Origin of the sequence: Bacillus sp. FSL K6-0923 (genome assembly GCF_038630825.1) — a bacterium.
GTDB lineage: Bacteria > Bacillota > Bacilli > Bacillales > Bacillaceae > Bacillus > Bacillus pumilus.
The window spans coordinates 1,927,558-1,947,188 of record NZ_CP152044.1 but is presented as its reverse complement, the minus strand read 5'-3'; the positions used below and the strand labels follow the sequence as shown (position 1 = coordinate 1,947,188).

20 protein-coding genes and 1 other RNA gene are annotated in these 19,631 nt (G+C 40.9%); 14 read left to right on the top strand and 7 right to left on the bottom strand.

The features are described from left to right. Positions 1-51 precede the first annotated feature (51 nt). From MHI16_RS09725 to MHI16_RS09715, 3 genes are all read right to left on the bottom strand, one after another. Positions 52-873 (bottom strand): superoxide dismutase, encoded by an 822-nt coding sequence (locus tag MHI16_RS09725; protein WP_061408213.1) that lies wholly within the window; start codon positions 871-873, stop codon positions 52-54. Further along, the gene (locus MHI16_RS09720) at positions 866-2,740 is read right to left on the bottom strand and encodes a prenyltransferase/squalene oxidase repeat-containing protein (RefSeq protein ID WP_061408210.1); all 1,875 of its coding nucleotides are present in this window, start codon (positions 2,738-2,740) and stop codon (positions 866-868) included. Before MHI16_RS09720 ends, MHI16_RS09725 begins: the two co-directional genes overlap by 8 nt. Positions 2,741-2,842: 102 nt before the next feature. Next, complete coding sequence (locus MHI16_RS09715; protein WP_058014905.1) at positions 2,843-4,327, bottom strand: aldehyde dehydrogenase family protein; 1,485 nt, start codon at positions 4,325-4,327, stop codon at positions 2,843-2,845. Positions 4,328-4,539: 212 nt separating this feature from the next. Here MHI16_RS09715 and MHI16_RS09710 point away from each other — a divergent pair, with 212 nt between their 5' ends. The 8 genes from MHI16_RS09710 to MHI16_RS09675 all read left to right on the top strand — a co-directional run bounded on the left by MHI16_RS09710 (position 4,540) and on the right by MHI16_RS09675 (position 10,255). Then, positions 4,540-4,752, top strand: a complete 213-nt coding sequence (locus tag MHI16_RS09710) for a DUF6501 family protein (RefSeq protein WP_058014906.1) — start codon at positions 4,540-4,542, stop codon at positions 4,750-4,752. Positions 4,753-4,801: 49 nt separating this feature from the next. Then, positions 4,802-4,939, top strand: a complete 138-nt coding sequence (locus tag MHI16_RS09705; RefSeq protein WP_223250615.1) for a DUF4025 domain-containing protein — start codon at positions 4,802-4,804, stop codon at positions 4,937-4,939. A gap of 278 nt (positions 4,940-5,217) precedes the next feature. After that, positions 5,218-5,556 carry a PH domain-containing protein gene (locus tag MHI16_RS09700; protein WP_024422682.1) on the top strand — a complete coding sequence of 113 codons (339 nt, stop codon included), beginning with the start codon at positions 5,218-5,220 and terminating at the stop codon, positions 5,554-5,556. Between the two features lie 177 nt (positions 5,557-5,733). Further along, on the top strand, positions 5,734-6,381 hold the full coding sequence (locus MHI16_RS09695; protein WP_058014907.1) for an SDR family oxidoreductase: 648 nt from the start codon (positions 5,734-5,736) through the stop codon (positions 6,379-6,381). Between the two features lie 92 nt (positions 6,382-6,473). Beyond that, the gene (locus tag MHI16_RS09690; RefSeq protein WP_058014908.1) at positions 6,474-6,974 is read left to right on the top strand and encodes a TraR/DksA C4-type zinc finger protein; all 501 of its coding nucleotides are present in this window, start codon (positions 6,474-6,476) and stop codon (positions 6,972-6,974) included. A 132-nt stretch (positions 6,975-7,106) separates the two neighbouring features. Continuing rightward, a non-coding RNA gene (gene ssrS / locus MHI16_RS09685) (6S RNA) lies at positions 7,107-7,292 on the top strand. Between the two features lie 133 nt (positions 7,293-7,425). Next, complete coding sequence (gene recQ / locus MHI16_RS09680; protein ID WP_061408207.1) at positions 7,426-9,207, top strand: DNA helicase RecQ; 1,782 nt, start codon at positions 7,426-7,428, stop codon at positions 9,205-9,207. 256 nt (positions 9,208-9,463) lie between these two features. Continuing rightward, a complete protein-coding gene (locus tag MHI16_RS09675; protein ID WP_007500712.1) occupies positions 9,464-10,255 on the top strand; it encodes a 3D domain-containing protein in 792 nt (263 codons plus the stop codon). A gap of 152 nt (positions 10,256-10,407) precedes the next feature. On the opposite strand, the gene MHI16_RS09670 is transcribed toward MHI16_RS09675, so the two are convergent. Next, positions 10,408-10,920 (bottom strand): hypothetical protein, encoded by a 513-nt coding sequence (locus MHI16_RS09670; RefSeq protein ID WP_058014969.1) that lies wholly within the window; start codon positions 10,918-10,920, stop codon positions 10,408-10,410. A 198-nt stretch (positions 10,921-11,118) separates the two neighbouring features. Between MHI16_RS09670 and MHI16_RS09665 the strand changes: the two genes are divergently transcribed. From MHI16_RS09665 to prpB, 4 genes are all read left to right on the top strand, one after another. Further along, positions 11,119-11,658: a DUF420 domain-containing protein gene (locus MHI16_RS09665; protein ID WP_012010243.1), complete on the top strand. Its 540-nt coding sequence runs from the start codon at positions 11,119-11,121 to the stop codon at positions 11,656-11,658. A gap of 168 nt (positions 11,659-11,826) precedes the next feature. Then, the gene (gene mmgD / locus MHI16_RS09660) at positions 11,827-12,969 is read left to right on the top strand and encodes a citrate synthase (RefSeq protein ID WP_342497940.1); all 1,143 of its coding nucleotides are present in this window, start codon (positions 11,827-11,829) and stop codon (positions 12,967-12,969) included. A gap of 2 nt (positions 12,970-12,971) precedes the next feature. Beyond that, on the top strand, positions 12,972-14,408 hold the full coding sequence (locus MHI16_RS09655; protein WP_169057168.1) for a bifunctional 2-methylcitrate dehydratase/aconitate hydratase: 1,437 nt from the start codon (positions 12,972-12,974) through the stop codon (positions 14,406-14,408). A 14-nt stretch (positions 14,409-14,422) separates the two neighbouring features. Then, positions 14,423-15,340 (top strand): methylisocitrate lyase, encoded by a 918-nt coding sequence (gene prpB / locus MHI16_RS09650; RefSeq protein ID WP_058014912.1) that lies wholly within the window; start codon positions 14,423-14,425, stop codon positions 15,338-15,340. A 34-nt stretch (positions 15,341-15,374) separates the two neighbouring features. Here prpB and MHI16_RS09645 read toward each other — a convergent pair whose 3' ends face one another. After that, positions 15,375-16,037 carry a lysozyme family protein gene (locus MHI16_RS09645; RefSeq protein ID WP_003215897.1) on the bottom strand — a complete coding sequence of 221 codons (663 nt, stop codon included), beginning with the start codon at positions 16,035-16,037 and terminating at the stop codon, positions 15,375-15,377. A 97-nt stretch (positions 16,038-16,134) separates the two neighbouring features. After that, a complete protein-coding gene (locus MHI16_RS09640) occupies positions 16,135-17,460 on the bottom strand; it encodes an APC family permease (protein WP_058014913.1) in 1,326 nt (441 codons plus the stop codon). A gap of 186 nt (positions 17,461-17,646) precedes the next feature. Here MHI16_RS09640 and czrA point away from each other — a divergent pair, with 186 nt between their 5' ends. After that, positions 17,647-17,976: a Zn(II)-responsive metalloregulatory transcriptional repressor CzrA gene (czrA, locus tag MHI16_RS09635; protein WP_007500691.1), complete on the top strand. Its 330-nt coding sequence runs from the start codon at positions 17,647-17,649 to the stop codon at positions 17,974-17,976. Positions 17,977-18,008: 32 nt separating this feature from the next. Here czrA and MHI16_RS09630 read toward each other — a convergent pair whose 3' ends face one another. Further along, positions 18,009-18,533 (bottom strand): hypothetical protein, encoded by a 525-nt coding sequence (locus tag MHI16_RS09630; protein ID WP_058014914.1) that lies wholly within the window; start codon positions 18,531-18,533, stop codon positions 18,009-18,011. A 118-nt stretch (positions 18,534-18,651) separates the two neighbouring features. On the opposite strand from MHI16_RS09630, the gene MHI16_RS09625 reads away from it, so the two are divergent. Continuing rightward, complete coding sequence (locus tag MHI16_RS09625; protein WP_268467655.1) at positions 18,652-19,584, top strand: YafY family protein; 933 nt, start codon at positions 18,652-18,654, stop codon at positions 19,582-19,584. The last annotated feature ends 47 nt before the right edge of the window (positions 19,585-19,631 follow it).

The window sequence follows — 19,631 nt, the reverse complement described above, 5'->3', positions numbered from 1 at the left end:
ATGTAAACTATAAATACTCCATATAAGCATATGCCTACATGGAGTAGCGTTTTAAAATGGGGTCCATTTCACTTGCTGAGCTTGCTTAAGTCGTGCTTCTGGCTCACGCCAGTCAACGACATTCCACCAGCGATCTACATATGTCGCTTTTTCATTCAGATATTGCAGATAGTAGGCGTGCTCCCATACGTCAAGAGCTAGAAGAGGGATCACATCCCATTGTGATAAAAATTGGTGGCGTTCTGCTTGTAAAATCTCTAATCGCTGAGATCTGGGCGCCCAAACAAGAATCGCCCAGCCAACACCTTCTACTTGTTTGGCTGCAGCAGAAAATTGGGATTTGAATGCATCATAGCTTTCAAATGATTGTTCAATAAGACGAAGCATTTGCCCAGTGGGCTTTCGTTTGCCTGAAGGGCTCATAGAAAACCAAAAAATGCAATGTAAATAGTGTCCCGCACCATTGAAGGCAAGCTCCCGTTCCCAATGCTTGATCATTTTAAAATCATTGGTTCTTCTCGCTCTTTTTAAGGCAAGCTCAGCTTGGTTCAGACCATCAACATATGATTGATGATGCTTCTGGTGATGCAAATACATAATCTCTTTTGAAATAAACGGTTCTAGTGCATCATAGCGGTAAGGGAGAGGGGGTAATTTGTGGCCGCCAGTTGCCACATCCCGAGTAGCATCTTGTGGAATTATATCTTCTGCAATACTCTCAGCTAATTCATACCACTCCTTTTCACTGGAATGTTCATCATTCATGATGAACGACAAATGTTCTGCTTTCTGACGGAGGTTGTCATCTTGAATTGCATCTTGAATGGAGCTAAGCCAATCTTTAAGCTGCATGCGATATTCTTCCTTATTCATTTTTACGCCTCATTTCTTCTAAAAATGTGGAACAAGCCATCATTGGAAAGACATATGGATAGCTATGATAGGTGATGTAAAATTGCTTTGGAAGACCAATGCCTACTGGATAGTGTAAGGCTTCACTCGAGTGCTGATGTTGAATCAAAAATGAGATGGCTTTTAAAATTGCTTTGTCATCTGGCTGCTCGTATTGTAAAAGTGCCTCAGCGGCCCAAGCTGTTTGAACCACTGTTCCAAATGGAAGCGGGACGTATCTTTTAACCTCTGCACTTTTACACGATTCTCCGAAGCTGCCATCTTCTAATTGACTTGTTTTTAAAAATCGACATGCTTTTTGAACAGCAGGATGCGATGAGGGGATGCCAGCAGCCTTTAGACCTGTTAACGCAGCCCAAGTACCATAAATATAGCAAACGCCCCATCTGCCGAACCATGATCCGTTTTTCTCTTGATGATCAAGCAGCCATTTCACACAATGATCTTTTTGCCTTTGCATGAGTGGTGACTTGCTGCTATCTTCAAGAGCGATAAGATGAAGCACACGACCTGTAATATCAGGAGTAGAAGGGTCAATGGCCGCGTCCTCAGCAGATTCGAGCGGGAGATGACGAAGCAAGAAGTGATCTTGATTTTTTTCAAAAGCTGAGAAGCCGCCATCCCGGTTTTGCATGGAAAGAAGCCAATCAAATCCTCGTTTCCACTGAACGGGAGCGTAAGTTTGAGGAATGGCTTTTAACACAATCTGCGTATCATCACAATCTGGGTTATTTGTATTCAAATCTGAAAAACCAAAGCCTCCCGGAGCCGCATGCCGGTTATGGACCGCCCAATCTGCTTTCTTCATTTGCTGCCTGTTCAGTAAGTACGTAAAAGACTTTTTGATCACTGGATCAACTTGTGCTCTGCCTGCCCGCTGAGAAGCATAACTGACAAGGGCTGTATCCCAAACAGTGGATGTAGAATTCTCAGCATATTTCATGCCCCCGCAGTCAGTGACTAGCTGTTTCATCCCTTTGACTGCTTTTAAAATGAGATGATGTCCAGGAGAGTATCCAAGACTCATGAGTGCATAGACCATAAAAATACTGGCACTTAAATAGCTGTACAGCGTTCCATCTTTTTCAAGGCGGTCAAACATATACTTCTTCGCTGCCTCATACCCGAAAAAGTCGAACCGTCTGTCGAGTGCTGTATACGACCGCATGTATGCTAGAAATTGGTGGGTGGAACGTTCTTCTCTTGCCATAAACCAGTCAAAAGGATTTTTAGACATGTTTGCATCAAGATGTGCTAGGCTTGGAAACTGTTCATGTGAGGTATATCGTTTGTTGAGTGCAATCATCATTGGGACAAAATGAATTCTTGCATATGCACTAAGATGATAGAAGTGAAGCGGGAAGTATGTAGGGATGAGTAAAAATGAAAGTGGTGCATAGAAGTATGGCCAAGGGTGCATGCCATTGACGGCAAGCATCCACTTTGTCATAAAATGAACGTCCTTCAGACCGCCATTTGATCGAATAAAATGTGCTGCTTTTTCCATATGCGGCTCATCTTGTTGATACCTGCCTGACACAAGCATCCCGCAGTAGCCTTGCACAGTCGCGGTTACATGTCCCGCCTGATCATGATACAAAGAAAAAGAACCATCCTCATTTTGCTTTTCGTGAATTGCTTCTGCTAATTGATGAACCAAAGCCTGATCCGAATCGCCGACAGCCTTTAAGAGCATAATCAAAAAAGCATTTGTCATCATTGGCCCTTCAAAGCAGAAGACAAAAGCGCCATCTTCTCGTTGTCTGTGCTGTAGTTGCATGTGCAATTCATCAATATATTCGTTTACTTTCATTTTGAAATCTTGCATATTCGGCCATGCTCCTTTCCTTTATTACTATATTCAGGAGCCTGCCTGTCACATGCAATCACAAAAAAGCCGATGACATGGTCACCGGCTTTAAAGGCGTCATTAGTCTTGGAGATTAATCCACACACTTTTGACCTCTGTATAGTTGTTAAGGGCGTATGATCCCATTTCTCTGCCAAGACCTGATTGCTTGTATCCTCCAAACGGGGAGGCAGCATCAAAAACGTTATAGCAGTTGACCCAAATCGTGCCTGCTTCAAGACGTGCAGCAATATCATGGGCATGTTTTAAGTTTTCTGTCCAAAGTCCTGCTGCTAATCCATAGTCAGACTGGTTGGCTCTTTCGACCACTTCTTCAATGGAATCGTAAGGAATTGCAGATAGGACAGGTCCAAAGATTTCTTCTTTTGCGATGGTCATGTCATCTTCTACATCTTTAAAAACAGTAGGGGAGACAAAATAACCAGCCTCATAAGGGCAATCGCCACCGACAACGGCTGTTGCACCTTCTGATTTACCTTTTTCAATATAGCCTAACACGCGCTCATGCTGTTCTTTACTGACAAGAGGTCCGATTTGCGTATCTTGATGAAGACCAGCTCCTTGTTTGAGGGATGTCGCATATTCAGCCATTTGATCGACAACCTCATCATATTGGCTCCGGTGAACAAAAACCCTAGAACCTGCACAGCATACCTGACCTTGGTTAAACATGACCCCATTTAAAGCACCTGGAATAGCTTTCTTTAAATCGGCATCTGGCAAAATAATGTTTGGTGATTTTCCGCCAAGTTCTAATGTGACCCTCTTAATGGATTTGGCTGCTTTCTCCATGATGAGTTTCCCAACACTTGTTGACCCCGTGAAGGCAAGTTTATTTACATCAGGGTGATCGGTTAAGGCGTTCCCAGCTGTTTCACCGAATCCAGGAACGATGTTAATCACACCTTCTGGGAAGCCGGCTTTATCTACTAATTCAGCTAAATAAAGCGCAGAGAGGGGTGTTTGTTCTGCTGGTTTTAACACGATGGTGCAGCCAGTCGCAAGTGCAGCACCCATTTTCCACATGGCCATAAGCAGCGGGAAGTTCCAAGGAATGATTTGTCCTACAACGCCAACAGGCTCATGACGGGTATAATTAAAATATCCTTGGCTGACAGGAATGGTTTGTCCGCTTATTTTGGTTGTCCAGCCCGCATAATAGCGCATATGCTCGATTGCGAGAGGGATGTCTGCATTGGTTGTTTCATTAATTGGCTTTCCGTTATCTAAAGTTTCGAGCTGAGCGAGCTCTTCTTGGTTTTCTTCCATTAAATCGGCAAGCTTAAACATGAGGCGGGCACGTTCTGCGGCAGACATGGAGCGCCAAGGACCATGAAAGGCTTTTTTGGCTGCTTTTACTGCCTCATCAATGTCTTTTGCACCTGCTTCATATACATCAATAAGGGTTTCACCTGTGGCTGGGTTAGGAGTTGAAAAGGTTTTGTTATCGTGACTTGTGACAAACTGACCATTAATGTAGAGTTTTTTCGTCCCTTGGAGAAAAGATTCGAGTTTTGAACTAATTTGAAGTGTTGTAGAGCTCATAAATAAACAAACCTCCTTAAAGATATGGGTTGTTCTGCGAGTTCTAGGTGAAAAAGCGGATTTGAGTAAATGATCTAGTATACGCACATGGATGTAAACGTATACATTCATCATATTACACCACATGTTTGAAAGCAATCCATAACACTCATTGCATTTCATGAAAAATTGGCTACAATAAATGTATAGATGAAAAAAGGAGTTTTTAAATCATGATCCATCAAAACTGGCAAACAGCTCAAACGTTAAAACAAGTAAAATGTATACATACGAATGCGAAAAAATATATGGTCGACCGTGCACTAACGGCTGGAAGCACATATGAAGTGAAAAATGAAACAGAAGAATTCCTGTTTGTCGTTGATAATACAGGTAAAGTAGGCGGGTATTATAAAGAGTATTTCGAAGCCATTTCTGCTGAATGATTTTGGTGATCATCACTCATACTAAGAAAAACAGTAAAGGGTGATGATGATGAAAAAGAAGCAAACAGATGAGCAGAATCAACAAAATGCTTGGCATGATAACGAAGATGCTGATATGGCAATTACGCTTGAGCAGATTTCCGATGTATATGCCGAGGGAACCATTGAAACACCAAAAGACGAATAGTCATTTTAAACAGTGATTTGAAAAAATCACTGTTTTTTTATTGGTCACAATTCAACCATTTTTCTCAAAAAGAACTGAAACTTTTTTCCTGCTTTAACTGTCTAAATAAGTAGAGGAAAGAGCATCGAATCAAAAAGAAAAAGTTAAATGAAATTTAATCTATTCGTAATGGAATAACGACCATTTATAGCGTATTCTATAAGTGAGAACAAAACGTATCCACAGAGCGTGTGGCCGTTTTTTCATAAAGGAATTTGATGGAGGAAGAGGGGGTTTACGTGGGTATTTTTTCTGTCAGTAAACAAAATGATAAGAAATTCGAATCCTTACTAATTGAAGGGGAGAGAATTGAAGCTGTTTACAGACTGCGTCACGACCAAATTTGTTTCACCAATAAACGACTGATCTTTGGCGATAACCGCGTATTTTCTAAGAAGAAAGTCAGGGTCTCCTTGCCGTATCGATCAATTGAAAGTTTTGCCATTCAAGAAGCTGGCGTGTTTGATCAGGACACAGGTATGCTGCTTGTCACAAGCTCAAAAGTATTTGAACTCGATTTTTCGAAAGAGACGGATTTGAGTGATGTGCAAGCCATTTTGACAAAACATCTTTGCTGATCAACCTTGCGATTACATAGATCACATGCACTTTTCTCATTCTTCGTATTTATTTTCATAGATCGCACATTTCCTGAACCCTTCCCCATATTTTCTGGGAAGGGCTTTTTTGTTTAGGTGTTTGAATGATAGCAAAAAAGGATAAAGATGAAACAGATACAGAAAGGAGAATGAACAATGAAAGTATTAGTTGCAGGAGCAAATGGACATACAGGTAGACTCGTTATTCGTTATTTAAAAGAAAAAGGACATGAGCCGCTTGCTCTTATTCGAGATGAAAAACAAGCGGATGCGCTAAAAGAACTTGGTGCAGCGCCTGTCATCGGTGATCTTGAACAGGATGTGACAGATGCTGTGAAACAAGCAGATGCTGTCATTTTTGCAGCTGGTTCAGGCTCAAAAACAGGTGCAGATAAGACGATTGCAGTGGATCAAGAAGGAGCAAAACGTCTTGTTGACACAGCGAAAAAAGAAAATATTCAGCATTTTGTGATGCTGAGTTCCTATAATGCCGATGATCCAAACCAGGGAAAAGGGCAAGGAAGTATGGAAATTTATTATGAGGCAAAAAGAAAAGCAGATGAACACCTAAAACAGTCTGGGCTTTCCTATACCATTGTCCGTCCAGGTGCCTTGCTGCATGAGGAAAAGACAGGAAAGATCGAAGCTGCAGAGCATATTCCAGATGATCAAAACATTGAGATTTCAAGAGAGGACGTAGCCGCTGTACTTGTGGAAAGCTTAACAGAATCCAATGTGAAAAATAAATCCTTTGACTTAATTAAAGGGGATAAGCCAGTAGAAGAAGCACTTCGCATCCTGTAAGAGAAGAAAGGCTGCTGCCAATCAGGCAGCGGCTTTTTTGATGTTTTCATTTCGTTAGCATCGGGAAGGTAATAAGAAAGGAGTGATTGACCGTGGGCTTAACGAAAGAACAAAAAGCTGATTTATACGAAAGATTGAATCAATTAAAGGAAGATGTAAAAGGGTCAAAAAAGAAAGAAGAATCTATGCTAAGTGAATCGAGCGAGATTTCAAATGGTGTTGGGAACCATATCGCTGATCATGGGAGCATCTATTTAGACCGCATGACCGAACAAACGCTGGACCAAGTTGATGGCCAGCTTGAAGCTGAAATTGATGCAGCACTGAAACGAATGGAAGACGGAACATATGGGATTTGTGAGAAAACAGGGAAAGACATTCCATATGAACGTTTAAAAGCAGTTCCCTATACACGTTATTCAATCGATGCGAAGAAAAACGAAGAAACCACTCAAGATCCAAACGAGTTTGATCGTAATTTCTCTGATCAAATGCGTGATTTAACAAATAGACAAACAATGGATCAGATGCATTCAGATACGTATGAACGATTAGAGGAAGAGCAGGATGTTGACATAGACGAAGAAAAATAGGATAATTAGTGAACTTTACATTTTTTCAGAATAATTTTTTCTTATATGTACAAGGACAAATCTCTTGTATACACGAGTCTTTCATAGAAAAAAGATCTCTTGAAATTTAATAAACTTTCGTGTAATATAGTTTAAAGGCTGCGATGCGCGTAATGTTAATTAAGTTTTAACCTTTAAGCTGTAATAGGGAGTTTTATATTGAAGCCGGAATGTCATGCCTCCTTAGAGAGGAAGACAGGAACGTTTCTGCAAACACCCACTTTGAGGAGTGGTGGTTTAAAACTTTCTTACTTAGATTACGGCATCCGCAGCTTTTCCTAGGATGATTCAAGCCATTTTCCATTTCGGAAAATGGCTTTTTATTTTGTGAAAAGACGAAATTAGACTGATCGCCTGTAGAGGCAAGAATCTGTGTTAAAATGGACAAAACAAATGACGGAGAGGGAATTGGATGTTAGAACAAGCAGAAGCACTCCTGAAACAATATTATGGCTTTGATGCCTTTAGAAAAGGACAGAAACAAGCCATTGAAGCAATTGTAAATAAACAAAAGGATACTGTCTGCATTATGCCGACAGGCGGAGGGAAGTCAGTTTGCTATCAGATTCCTGCACTAATGATGGAAGGTACAACGATCGTCGTATCTCCGCTTATTTCATTAATGAAGGATCAGGTTGATGCGTTAAATGAGATGGGCATACGTTCTTCCTTTTTAAACAGCACCCTGTCCGCAGCTGAAATGAATGAAAGGCTGAAAAAATGCGAAAATGGGGAATATGAACTGCTTTATATCACACCTGAACGCTTACAAAATGAACGTTTTTTTCAGCTGCTAGATCGGTTAACGATTCCTTTAATTGCGATTGATGAAGCGCACTGTATATCTGAGTGGGGACATGATTTTAGGCCAAGTTATCGCTTCATTCAAGAATGCTTGAACAAGCTGTCAAAAAGACCGGTGATTGTCGCATTAACAGCTACAGCGACGAAAAAGGTCCATCAAGATATATGTGAACAGCTTGGTATAAACGGAGAAGAAACCATCTTTACTGGGTTTGCTAGAGAAAATTTGTCCTTTCAAGTGATCAAAGGAGAAAACAGTGAACGTTTTATCACACAATATATGAAGAAAAACAGTCTTGAGTCTGGCATTATTTATACCGCCACTCGTAAAGAAGCGGATAATATTTATCATCGTCTAAAAAAACAAAAGATCAAAGTTGGCGTTTATCATGGGGGATTGGATGATCATACGAGAGAAGAGCAGCAAAACCTCTTTTTAAATGATGACATCCAGGTGATGGTCGCAACATCAGCATTTGGCATGGGAATCAATAAGTCGAATGTGCGTTTTGTGATTCATCATCAAATTCCAAGGGATATTGAAAGCTACTATCAAGAAGCTGGCCGTGCCGGCAGAGATGGGCTTGAAAGTGAATGCATCTTACTGTTTTCACCTCAAGGTGTAAGAGTGCAGCGCTTTCTCATTGAGCAGTCAATAGAAGATGAGACGCGCTACCAGCATGAGCTGTTTAAACTAAGGCAAATGGTGGATTACTGTCATACTGAGCAATGTTTGCAGCAATTTGTGATGGACTATTTTGATCAAACAGCTAGTTCGCCTTGCGGTAAATGCAGCAACTGCCTTGATGAAAGAGAGCGTGAAGAGGTCACAAGAGAAGCACAGATGGTGTTATCTTGTACAGTGAGAATGAATGAGCGATTCGGTAAAATGATGATCGCCCAAGTACTGGCAGGCTCTAAAAACAAAAAAGTGCTAGAGCTAGGTTTTGACCGTCTCCCTACATATGCTTTAATGAAACAACATTCGACTCAGCAAATCAGTGACTTCATTGAATTTTTAATTACAGAAGAGTATTTGCACATGTCTGAAGGTGCTTATCCAACACTCAAGGTGACCCATAAAGGGAAGAAAGTGCTAGTTGGACAAGAGGCAGTGTATAAAAAGCAGGAGATCAAAGCAGAAGCCATTCAAGAAAATGATGCATTATTTGAGCAATTGAGAGCACTGAGAATGAAGCTAGCTAGAGAGCAAGGTGTCCCGCCGTTTGTTGTTTTTTCTGATCAAACATTGAAGGAAATGTCAGCGGTAGAGCCTCAAACAGATGAAGAATTACTCCAAATTAAGGGGATTGGCGCTCAAAAAAGAGAGAAATACGGAGATGTTTTTTTAGAAGAAATTCGTTTATTTATAGAAAAAGAGAAAAAATAAAAGGTTTGAAGAAGAAAAATAAATTTTTTTCGCTGCACTTGGACACGTTTTCATCAAGCTGTTTTTGATCCTTTTAAAACCTTGATATGGCGGGGAATCAAGCCGTTTTGTGGTCTGATTTACCAATGGAGAGAGATGTTTCATGTAAAGGAACTGTAATCTAAAACATATCGTTTTGTTATTGAAATGACATTTACATATGTTACGATAGCACTCGTTAGCCGCCATAAAAAGCTAACAAGGGAGGATTTACTTTATGAAGAAGACTATTATGTCCTTGGTTGCTGTTGCAGCAATCTCAACAACAGCATTAGGAGCACAGCAAGCTTCTGCAAAGGAAATCACTGTACAGAAAGGTGATACACTTTGGGGAATCTCTCAAAAAAATGATGTGTCTCTAAAGGACCTAAAGGGTTGGAACAATTTATCTACAGACATGATCTATGTAGGAGATAAATTGACAATCTCTTCAAAAGAGAAAACTCAGGAGCAGTACAAAGTCCAGAAGGGGGACAGCCTCTGGAAAATCGCTCAAAAATTCAATGTGTCAATTAGCGATATTAAGTCTTGGAATAACTTAAACTCAGATATAATTATGATTGGTTCAACATTAAGTGTTGCTGGTCAAAGCTCAGCTCCGGTAAGCTCAGAACCTGTTCAAAAACAGGCACCTGTCCAAAAAGAGCAAACAACGAAAAAAGCTGCTCCTAAAAAGGAAACAGCTAAAGCAGAATCATCTTCTGCTAGTCAAAGTGTACAAAAAGAAATGACTGTAACGGCTACGGCCTATACAGCAAATGATGGTGGCATCTCAGGTATCACTGCAACAGGGGTAAACTTAAACAAAAACCCAAATGCAAAAGTCATTGCAGTAGATCCTAACGTCATTCCATTAGGAAGTAAGGTTTATGTTGAAGGCTACGGTGAAGCCATCGCAGCAGATACTGGCGGCGCAATTAAAGGTAATAAAATTGATGTACATGTACCAAGCAAATCCCAAGCGAAAAATTGGGGCGTAAAATCAGTCAAAGTAAAAGTACTTAACTAGTAGTCTATTGTTTTTTGGAAGAAAGCATCAGGTGGCGGCCTGATGCTTTTATTATACCTTTTTTTGGTCAGAAATACACATATTTTTCTGAAAAATTCGCATTTTCGACAAAAACCAGCGTATAAGCCCATACAACGCTGGTTTTTGTGTCGTTAGCTGTCAACCCAATAAATTTCTCCGCTTTGTTCTTTCCAATTGATCTGGACATCAAATTGATGCTTTTCATAAAAATGAATTAAGCGGTCCACGTGATCCCAGTCTCTTTTGACGAGGTCGCCAGTAATCACTGGGATGTTCTGCTCTCTTGCAATTTCTTTTAAATGCTTCATGCAGATAGAGCCGTACCCATTATCTGGCGGGCCTTTAATATCGGCAATATGAATCTTTCCTTCTTCAGGATATTCCGCAATTAAGGAAAAATCAGATTGTCCGCGAAAAGCTTTTTCACAATCGCTGAGCATTATTTTACATGTATCTGCATTTTCAATGGCAGAGACGATCAGCCACTCATCTTCTTTCGCTTGATCGATGCCAATGATTTTTGCTTTTTTCGAAATATCTTTCATTTTTTCTTGCATTCGATACATTTGGAACTGCAATTGCTGTAATTCTTGCTCTAATGTCTTCACATCTTTGGCTGTTTCTTGTAAGATTGACAAGTCCATTACTCCTTTCCTATCAGAAATGATAAAAATCACATAAATTCCAATTTTAAAGGAAGTGGATGGATCTTTCAAGCCGTTAAAACACCTGTAACCTGCAAGTTTGTCTAAAATTCGACGAAGACAGCGAATTCATTGACTTTATCGAGAAATTTAAATAACATACTCTTAGTCGGAACTAATAAAGAGAGGTTTTCAAACATGAAAGAACAGAATCAAAAACCGAAAAATTTCACTGGTATTGTGATCATTTTAACAATTGCCATAAACGGATTAATCGCTTTATTATTTTTAATGCCAAAATCAGATAAATTTAGTCATCTGGATATTACATTTTTGCCGTTACTGAATGCCGTGATGAACAGCTTTACGTTTATCTTTTTACTTTCAGCACTTATCATGATTAAACAAAAGAACATTAAAGCGCATAGACGATTTATCTTTGCTGCATTTTCAACGACACTTGTCTTTTTAATTTCGTATGTCACCTATCATTCAATGGCAGCAGATACTCATTTCGGAGGAGAAGGGATCATCCGCCCGATTTACTTCTTTATTTTAATCACACATATCGTCTTATCAGCAGTCATTGTACCGCTTGCCCTGATTACGCTGTTTAGAGGCGCACAGATGCAAGTTGAGCGCCACCGTAAAATTGCTCGCTGGACAATGCCGCTATGGCTTTATGTCAGTCTCACTGGCGTCATTGTGTATATGATGATTTCTCCATACTACAGCTAACGTATGTCCAACTGGACATACGTTCTTTTATTTACAAGATGCAGTGCTTTGGATAAAATGGGAATTGGGTATCCGACTTGCACGGTATCTTCCCATCTATAGACTCACATCATTTCTGGCCGTTTGCTCGTTTGGAGAACAACAATTGAACGAAACGGGGGTTATATGATGACTGAACAAATGCAGTATAAACCGGGGCTTGAAGACATTGTGGCAAGCGAAACGTCTATCTCATACTTAGATGTGCAGCAAGAAGAGATTGTAATTCGCGGGTATGACCTCATCGAGTTGGCACAAAAAAAGACCTATTTAGAAACAGCCTATCTGCTTATTTATGGAAGATTACCAGATGCCATGGAATATCACCAATTTCAGCAAGACATTTCCTCACAAACCAACTTACATCCAACCATTCAATCCATTTTAACAAAACTGCCAAAAACCACTCATCCGATGGACGCCATGAGAACGTGCATATCTGCTCTTAGTGGGTACGATGATGCATTACAAGATCGATCAGAAGCGTGCCAGCAAAAGCGTGCTATTCGATTACTCGGCCAGCTGCCGGCGATTGTCGCTGGAAGCTATCATATTCTCACAAAAGACGCCGCTATTTCTCCAGATCAGACCAAATCCTACACTGAAACCTTTTTAACCATGCTAACCGGACGCACGCCAACCCAAGACGAAATCACTGCTTTTGACCAAACACTCACATTATATAGTGAACATGAGCTTCCTAATTCAACGTTTGCCGCTAGAGTCATCGCATCCACACATTCTGACATGTATGGTGCTTTTACTGGAGCAATTTCTTCATTAAAAGGTGACTTGCACGGGGGAGCGAATGAAGCTGTCATGCATATGCTTCTCGAAGGAAAAACAACGGAAGGCTTCCTTGCGCTGATTGAGCGAAAATTAGCCGCAAAGGAAAAAATGATGGGCTTTGGCCATAGGGTATACATGAGAAAAATGGACCCAAGAGCTGCTCTTTTAAAACGATCATTGAAAACGCTTACGGAATCAAAGGGAGATACAACGCTTTATGACATGTGTGTAGCAGGAGAGGCATACATGAAAGAGAAGAAAAACCTCTATCCGAACCTTGATTATTACGCCGCACCTATTTATTACGTGCTCGGGATTCCAATTTCACTTTATACACCGATTTTCTTTGCTGCAAGGGCAAGTGGATTAGCTACTCATGTCATTGAACAGCATTTGCATAATCGCATTTTCAGACCGAGAGTCCGGTATTTAGGGCCAAGAGGATTAAAAGTTTCAGATGATGATAGAAAAACGGGGGAATGATCATGAATAAAACAGCAGTCGCCAATCAAACAGATCAGCTATTAGAAGAAATCGCAGCCTATGCAGTAGATGGGGAAATTACGAGTAAAGAAGCCATTGAAACGGCACGATATGTGCTCATAGATACACTTGGCTGCGGAATGCTGGCGCTCAATTTTCCTGAATGTACGAAACATCTTGGACCGATCGTACCTGGAACCGTTGTACCTAACGGAGCAAGAGTTCCAGGCACTTCCTTTGTGCTAGATCCTGTTCAAGCAGCTTTTGATATAGGCTGTATGATTCGCTGGTTAGATTATAATGACACATGGCTTGCAGAGGAGTGGGGGCATCCGTCAGATAACTTAGGCGGAATATTAGCTGTGAGTGATTACATCAGCAGAACACGTCTTGCAAACGGAGAAGAGCCGCTTTCGATGAATGACGTATTGCATGCGATCGTCAAAGCACATGAAATTCAAGGCGTGCTGGCTTTAGAAAATTGTCTGAACCGCAATGGCTTGGATCATGTGCTATTTGTCAAAGTAGCAACTAGCGCTGTTGTGTGTGCATTGCTTGGCGGAACAAAGGAAGAAGTCCAGCATGTTTTATCACAAGCGTTTGTTGATAATTCACCGCTTAGGACGTATCGCCACGCCCCAAACACAGGATCTAGGAAATCGTGGGCAGCGGGTGATGCAACAAGCCGCGGGGTGAGACTGGCAATGATGACGCTAAAAGGGGAAATGGGCTATCAAACGCCGCTTAGTGCAGAGAAGTGGGGCTTTGAAGATGTTCTGATGAAAGGGAAATCTCTCACACTTGCTCAGCCGCTAGGATCATACGTCATCGAAAATGTGCTTTTCAAAATTGCTTATCCTGCTGAGTTTCATGCCCAGACGGCTGCAGAGGCCGCTATGATCCTGCATGACGCTGTAAAAGGTCGATTAGATGAAATTGACCGAGTAGAGATTACAACACATGAATCAGCGATTCGGATTATCGATAAGAAGGGACCGCTGTATAACCCAGCAGACCGAGATCATTGCTTGCAATATATTACTGCGGTTGGATTGATCTATGGTGAGCTTACTGCTGACCATTATGAAGAAGAAACGGCGCAAAATCCGGCCATTGATCGTCTCCGGGATCAAATGGTTGTCAAAGAAGATAAACAATATACAGCGGATTATTTAGATCCGAAAAAGAGATCTATTGCAAACAGTGTGCAGATCTTCTTTAAAGACGGGACGATGACAGACCGAATTGAAATTGAATATCCACTTGGTCATCGCAGAAGAAGGCAGGAAGGCATTCCTCTGCTTGAAAAGAAATGGCTTTATCATTTGAAGACAAGATTTCCACAAAAACAAGTGGATCAAATTGTGTCACTCTGTCAAAACCCAAATCAATTAAAAACAACAACCGTACCAGCATTTATGGACCTATTCGTCATATAAGGGAGGGAACTAGTGTGTGGATCGTGAATGATGAATCAAGTCAAGCAGATTTAGCCGCAGCCTTTCAAGAACAAATGCACAAATCAGCTTTATTTCAAATCCCAGGCGTTCACGATGGAATGTCTGCGCTCTATGCAAAAAAAATGGGCTTCCAAGGGCTCTATTTATCCGGCGCCGCTTTTTGTGCCAGCAAAGGATTGCCTGATCTCGGCATGATTCATTCAACGGAAATGGCTGAAAAAGCGAAGGAAATCATTCGAGCTTCTCAGCTGCCGCTTTTGGTCGATATGGATACTGGCTATGGCGGTGTATTGAATGCTGCAAGAGCGGCAAAGGAAATGGTAGAAAGTAAGGTGGCAGCTGTTCAAATTGAAGATCAGCAAATGCCGAAAAAATGCGGGCATTTAAACGGAAAATCACTCGTTCCAGTAGAAGAAATGGTCGCAAAAATCAAAGCCATTAAACAAGCGGCACCAACGCTTTTGGTGATTGCAAGAACCGATGCAAAGTCTGTAAACGGGATGGAGGATGTCATCCACCGGGCCAATCTTTACGTAGAAGCAGGAGCTGATGCTATTTTTCCTGAGGCACTCATCACAGCAGAGGACTTCACGCATGCGTCAAACAATATTAAAGGACCGCTTCTTGCAAATATGACGGAGTTTGGCAAGACGCCTTATTATCATGCAGACGAATTTTCTGTATTTGGTTTTCAAATGGTCATTTACCCTGTGTCATCACTAAGAGTCGCTGCAAAAGCGTATGAGCGTTTATTTACAGAAATCATGGAGAAGGGGACGCAGCAAGGAATGCTAAAGGACATGCAAACGAGACAAGAGTTGTATGAAACGATTCATTATGATGAATATGAGGAAATGGATCAGCATTTAGCGAAAACGATCCTGCCGGAAATCGGGAAAGAACATCGATAAAATGAAAAGCACTTCCAAAGAGGAAGTGCTTTTTTTACGATGATGGTGAGGATGACGAAGCCAATTTCATCTTTTCTTCAACTGTTTTCGTTTTTTCTTTTACTTTTTCAGCATAAGTGAAGTCACCGAAGCAATATGGGTAGCGGAAGTTATCTTTGTTGCCTCCGCACGTATAGACTTCTGGGTTTCGTTTCACTTGCTTTTTAGAGTATTGCTTTGCCAATTTCTCGGAATGTTTTCCCCCGTTTTTTGCAACAAAATCAATATAGCCAATTCCCATATTATAGCTTTGGATAATAGTTTCCAAATCAACGCCTTTTTTCTTCCCATGCTTGTACATAGTAGAAAAATGATGGACTCCTTGTCTAATGCTTTTCTGAGGGTCATTGATTTCATTTCGTTTCAAACCAAGAGATTCAGAGGACTGCATTGGATCTCCGCCTCTGCCTTTTGATTCTTGATACATCATACCGAGGATTAACGCGGTATATTGATCTAAATCTTGATCTCTTAACTCTGTTTCTACAAGCGGTTTGAAATCATCCAATCTCGACAAAACAATTGATTCCGTATCAATCGGCAGCTTTTTTAACTCCTTTTGATTAAAGGACATGACAATGGCTGCTAATACGAAAACAAACAGAAAAATCGTGAAGCAGCCTGAAATGGCAAAACATCCTGTTTTTTTCTTTTTCAAGGTCAGTTCACCCCTGTTTTGCCCCGCTTTTAAAAGGGAAGTACAGCCTTTTTATTATGCCATATCCTGCACAAGATACCAAGTGAAAACCTTATAATCAATCGTACCCAAATGTAAATTCGGGTCTTGTTTTCAGTCTGTAGCAGAAATAAACAAAACCGATAATTAGCCAAAGCAAACCAATGATTAATGCATTTGTACTGATGCTCGTTAATAGCCATATACAAAAGGCCGTCCCGCACAGAGGGATCACTGCGTATCTCAATGTATTGAGTACACCTCTTTGTTTTTGTCTAATGAAATAGTACGCAAAAACAGATAAGTTCACAAATGTGAATCCAATCAACGCGCCGAAGCTGATAAAGGAATAAATGACTTCAAGTTCGCCAACGACTGCGGTTAAGGAGAAAGCACCAATTAATAAAATATTAAAAACAGGCGTTTTTAATCTCGGATGAATATATCCGAAGAAACGCTTCGGTAACGACTCATCTCTACCCATTGCATATAACAGCCTTGCTGCACTTGCATGTGACGATAAGGAAGAAGAGATAACAGCGACCATTGTGCCAGCTAAAAAGAACGAGTGGAGAAAGGCGCCGCCCACAAATTCCGCAATTTCAAGTGACGCCGCATCGGGATGCTTGAACTGCTGAAAATTTGGAAATACTTGCTGCAAAAAATAAGACGTCAAGGTAAAAAGTACGCCTCCAATGGCGACGGTTAAGAAGATGGCAAGTGGGATCGTCTTTTTTGGCTTAATGGTTTCCTCAGACATGGTTGAGATGGCATCAAATCCTAGAAACGAAAAACATAAAATGGTTGCTCCTGAAAAAATCAGCGCTGGATCTAAGCTCGCCGAATAAAAAGGCCGGGCGGACAATAATTCTCCGCTGCCTGCGTTTTGCGTGAGCCCATAAATAATAAACCCAACAAAAGTGACGGCGACAATGACCTGGAAGGTCACAAATAGTGCCGTGATGTTGGCTGTAAGCCGGATACCGATTACATTGACAGTCGTTATGGCGATAGCAAGTATGGTGATCCAAATGTAATGAGGTACATCAGGAAAGGCTGCGGTTAAATAAGCACTTCCAATCGCAAAATTCACCATAGGCAAAAATAAATAATCCAGTAAAAGTGTCCAGCCTACAAGAAAGCCAATATGAGGATGAATACTTTTTTGCGCGTATGTATAAGCAGATCCTGCTTTTGGAAAAGCCTTCACCATATTCCCATAGCTAAGCGCTGTCAATAGTAATGCAAGTAACGTAAATATATAAGCTGCAGCGACGTGTCCTTTCGTCAGCTGAGCCACAATGCCGTATGAATCAAATACGACAAGTGGATCCATATAAGCAAGCCCGATCACAACAAGTGGAAAGACAGTCAGGCTGCGTTTTAGTCTTGGCTCCTCAGTCAATTTGCCTATCAGCTCCTCTAAAAAAATGAATAAATAATGCTCATTTTAAAAAGAATGCTACCAAGTGTCAATGCTATTTGAGTAAATCTTTTTTCTAAAGTGTGCTCTCTTTGCATGCCGGACGTTTTGGTATATGATGATACATAGAATAAGTCGTGATTTGACGGACAAGAAAGGTGAAGCAAAATGAAGGAAGAACTGAATACAAATCAAGAACAGGAACGGATGGAGCTGGATGAAGAAAGTCTATTTCTTGTCTCCCAAACCTTTAAAGCTTTATCTGATCCGACACGTATTCGAATTCTGCACCTGCTGTCTCAAGGTGAACACTCGGTAAATGATATAGCAGAAACACTGAATCTCATGCAATCAACCGTTTCTCATCAGCTGCGCTTTTTAAAAAATCTTCGTCTTGTGAAATCTAGACGAGCAGGGACCTCAATTTTTTACAGTCCTGAAGATCAGCATGTAATGGAAGTGCTTGAACAGATGATTCATCATGCACAGCACGATTGATAAAAAACCTTCCTACGCCAATAGGAAGGTTTTTATACATGATGTACATGTGTCGATCGTTTACTTGCTTTCATCATGTGAAAAGAAAAGACAACATAGTAAGCCGCTAAAAGGAAAAAGCTGAGCATGGTCATCGCATCATCGCTCACGATATGCTGATACAGTTCAACGACACTGATCTTGGTCATCGAATGGTTTGTCAGTTCAACCAGCTTAAAACTAACCCTGGATAAAAACAAGCATAAAATGAAGCTTTCAATCCATTTACTCGTTTTCATATACAGCCGGCCATTTTCTTCTTTCATACGAATCGTCTGATAGGCATGAACAGCAAGGCTGCTTCCAAAAAGCATACCAATAGCGGCATAGATCAAGATATTGTGATTTTGCCATCCTTCTGATAGGAGAATAAGGGCTGAAAGACCAAAGAGATACATTCTCATCAAAAGCCTGATGGGGCGTACAAGCTGATAGCGTCTCATTCGATTCATTCGAATCATGATGCAGATCAACATAATGCTCCCAATCATGAACAATTGCCACACGTTATGTGTCATGATGCAACCTCCTCCTGCACGTGCAGGGATGTAAACGAATGCTGGCTGTTACTTATCTTTACCATTCTTTCTTTTTTTATCAAAACAAAACCTACATTTATGAAAAAGAGGAAAAGTCATGAAAATTGACCGCATTTTATCTACTGTGATGCTGCTCATTAGCAAGAAGCAAGTACAGGCGAAAGATCTTGCTGAACTTCACGAAGTGAGCACGAGGACCATTTATCGTGACATTGATACCATCAATCAAGCGGGAATTCCTGTTGTGACAACCCAAGGAGCAGGTGGAGGCATTTCACTTGTTGAGGACTATCGTTTAGAGAAAAAATTATTTACCGATGATGACATCGAGGTCATTTTAACAGCTCTTGAAAGCATGACGAGTGCATACTCCTTTAAAGAAAGTGAACATGTACTGAAAAAAATCAAATCTCTCATTGCCCCGCATACCGATGAAGGCGAGAAACAGCACCATGTCTTCATTGATTTAAGCTCCTGGGGAAAAGACAGCCAGGCAGAGCAGAAGCTCCAGCTCATTCATACAGCTGCGTCAGCGCACCAATACATTCAGTTTACTTATCGCAATGCGAAAGGTGAAACTCTTTCGCGCAAAGTGGAGCCTTATACGCTCGTTTTAAAAGGGAGGCATTGGTATTTGTATGCGCTTTGTTGTGTAAAAAAAGCTTTTCGCCTGTTCAAGCTGACTAGAATGACCGGTCTTGTCACCATTTCAGGGTATTTTCAACCGAAAAGAGTCAAAAACGAAGAGAAGCCTTGGAATGATTCTTGGCAAGAACAGCCGTCTGTCAGTCCAGTCATGCTCAGGTTAACGGAAGCATCAGTGGGGAAAGTGAAGGAATGGGTAGATGAGAACGAATTGAACGTCTGTTCAGACGGTACCTATCTTGCCACCATCACCGTACCTCTTGATGATTGGTTAAATAGTTTTCTATTCCATTTAGGTCCAGATGTTGACATTCTTTCTCCGAAGCATGTCAAAGAAGCGTTTGATCTCCAGTTGAAACAATTTCTCAAACGAATAGAAACTTGACACTATGTTGTCAGGTTTCTTTTTATATGATAGAAAAAAAGGAGATG

Coding starts and splice junctions, on each gene's coding strand:
- MHI16_RS09725 (WP_061408213.1), bottom strand. CDS start 873: ATGAATAAGGAAGAATATCGCATGCAGCTTAAAGATTGGCTTAGCTCC.
- MHI16_RS09720 (WP_061408210.1), bottom strand. CDS start 2,740: ATGCAAGATTTCAAAATGAAAGTAAACGAATATATTGATGAATTGCAC.
- MHI16_RS09670 (WP_058014969.1), bottom strand. CDS start 10,920: ATGGACTTGTCAATCTTACAAGAAACAGCCAAAGATGTGAAGACATTA.
- MHI16_RS09675 (WP_007500712.1), top strand. CDS start 9,464: ATGAAGAAGACTATTATGTCCTTGGTTGCTGTTGCAGCAATCTCAACA.
- MHI16_RS09695 (WP_058014907.1), top strand. CDS start 5,734: ATGAAAGTATTAGTTGCAGGAGCAAATGGACATACAGGTAGACTCGTT.
- MHI16_RS09710 (WP_058014906.1), top strand. CDS start 4,540: ATGATCCATCAAAACTGGCAAACAGCTCAAACGTTAAAACAAGTAAAA.
- MHI16_RS09705 (WP_223250615.1), top strand. CDS start 4,802: ATGAAAAAGAAGCAAACAGATGAGCAGAATCAACAAAATGCTTGGCAT.
- MHI16_RS09625 (WP_268467655.1), top strand. CDS start 18,652: ATGAAAATTGACCGCATTTTATCTACTGTGATGCTGCTCATTAGCAAG.
- recQ (WP_061408207.1), top strand. CDS start 7,426: ATGTTAGAACAAGCAGAAGCACTCCTGAAACAATATTATGGCTTTGAT.
- MHI16_RS09715 (WP_058014905.1), bottom strand. CDS start 4,327: ATGAGCTCTACAACACTTCAAATTAGTTCAAAACTCGAATCTTTTCTC.
- MHI16_RS09665 (WP_012010243.1), top strand. CDS start 11,119: ATGAAAGAACAGAATCAAAAACCGAAAAATTTCACTGGTATTGTGATC.
- MHI16_RS09655 (WP_169057168.1), top strand. CDS start 12,972: ATGAATAAAACAGCAGTCGCCAATCAAACAGATCAGCTATTAGAAGAA.
- mmgD (WP_342497940.1), top strand. CDS start 11,827: ATGACTGAACAAATGCAGTATAAACCGGGGCTTGAAGACATTGTGGCA.
- MHI16_RS09630 (WP_058014914.1), bottom strand. CDS start 18,533: ATGACACATAACGTGTGGCAATTGTTCATGATTGGGAGCATTATGTTG.
- czrA (WP_007500691.1), top strand. CDS start 17,647: ATGAAGGAAGAACTGAATACAAATCAAGAACAGGAACGGATGGAGCTG.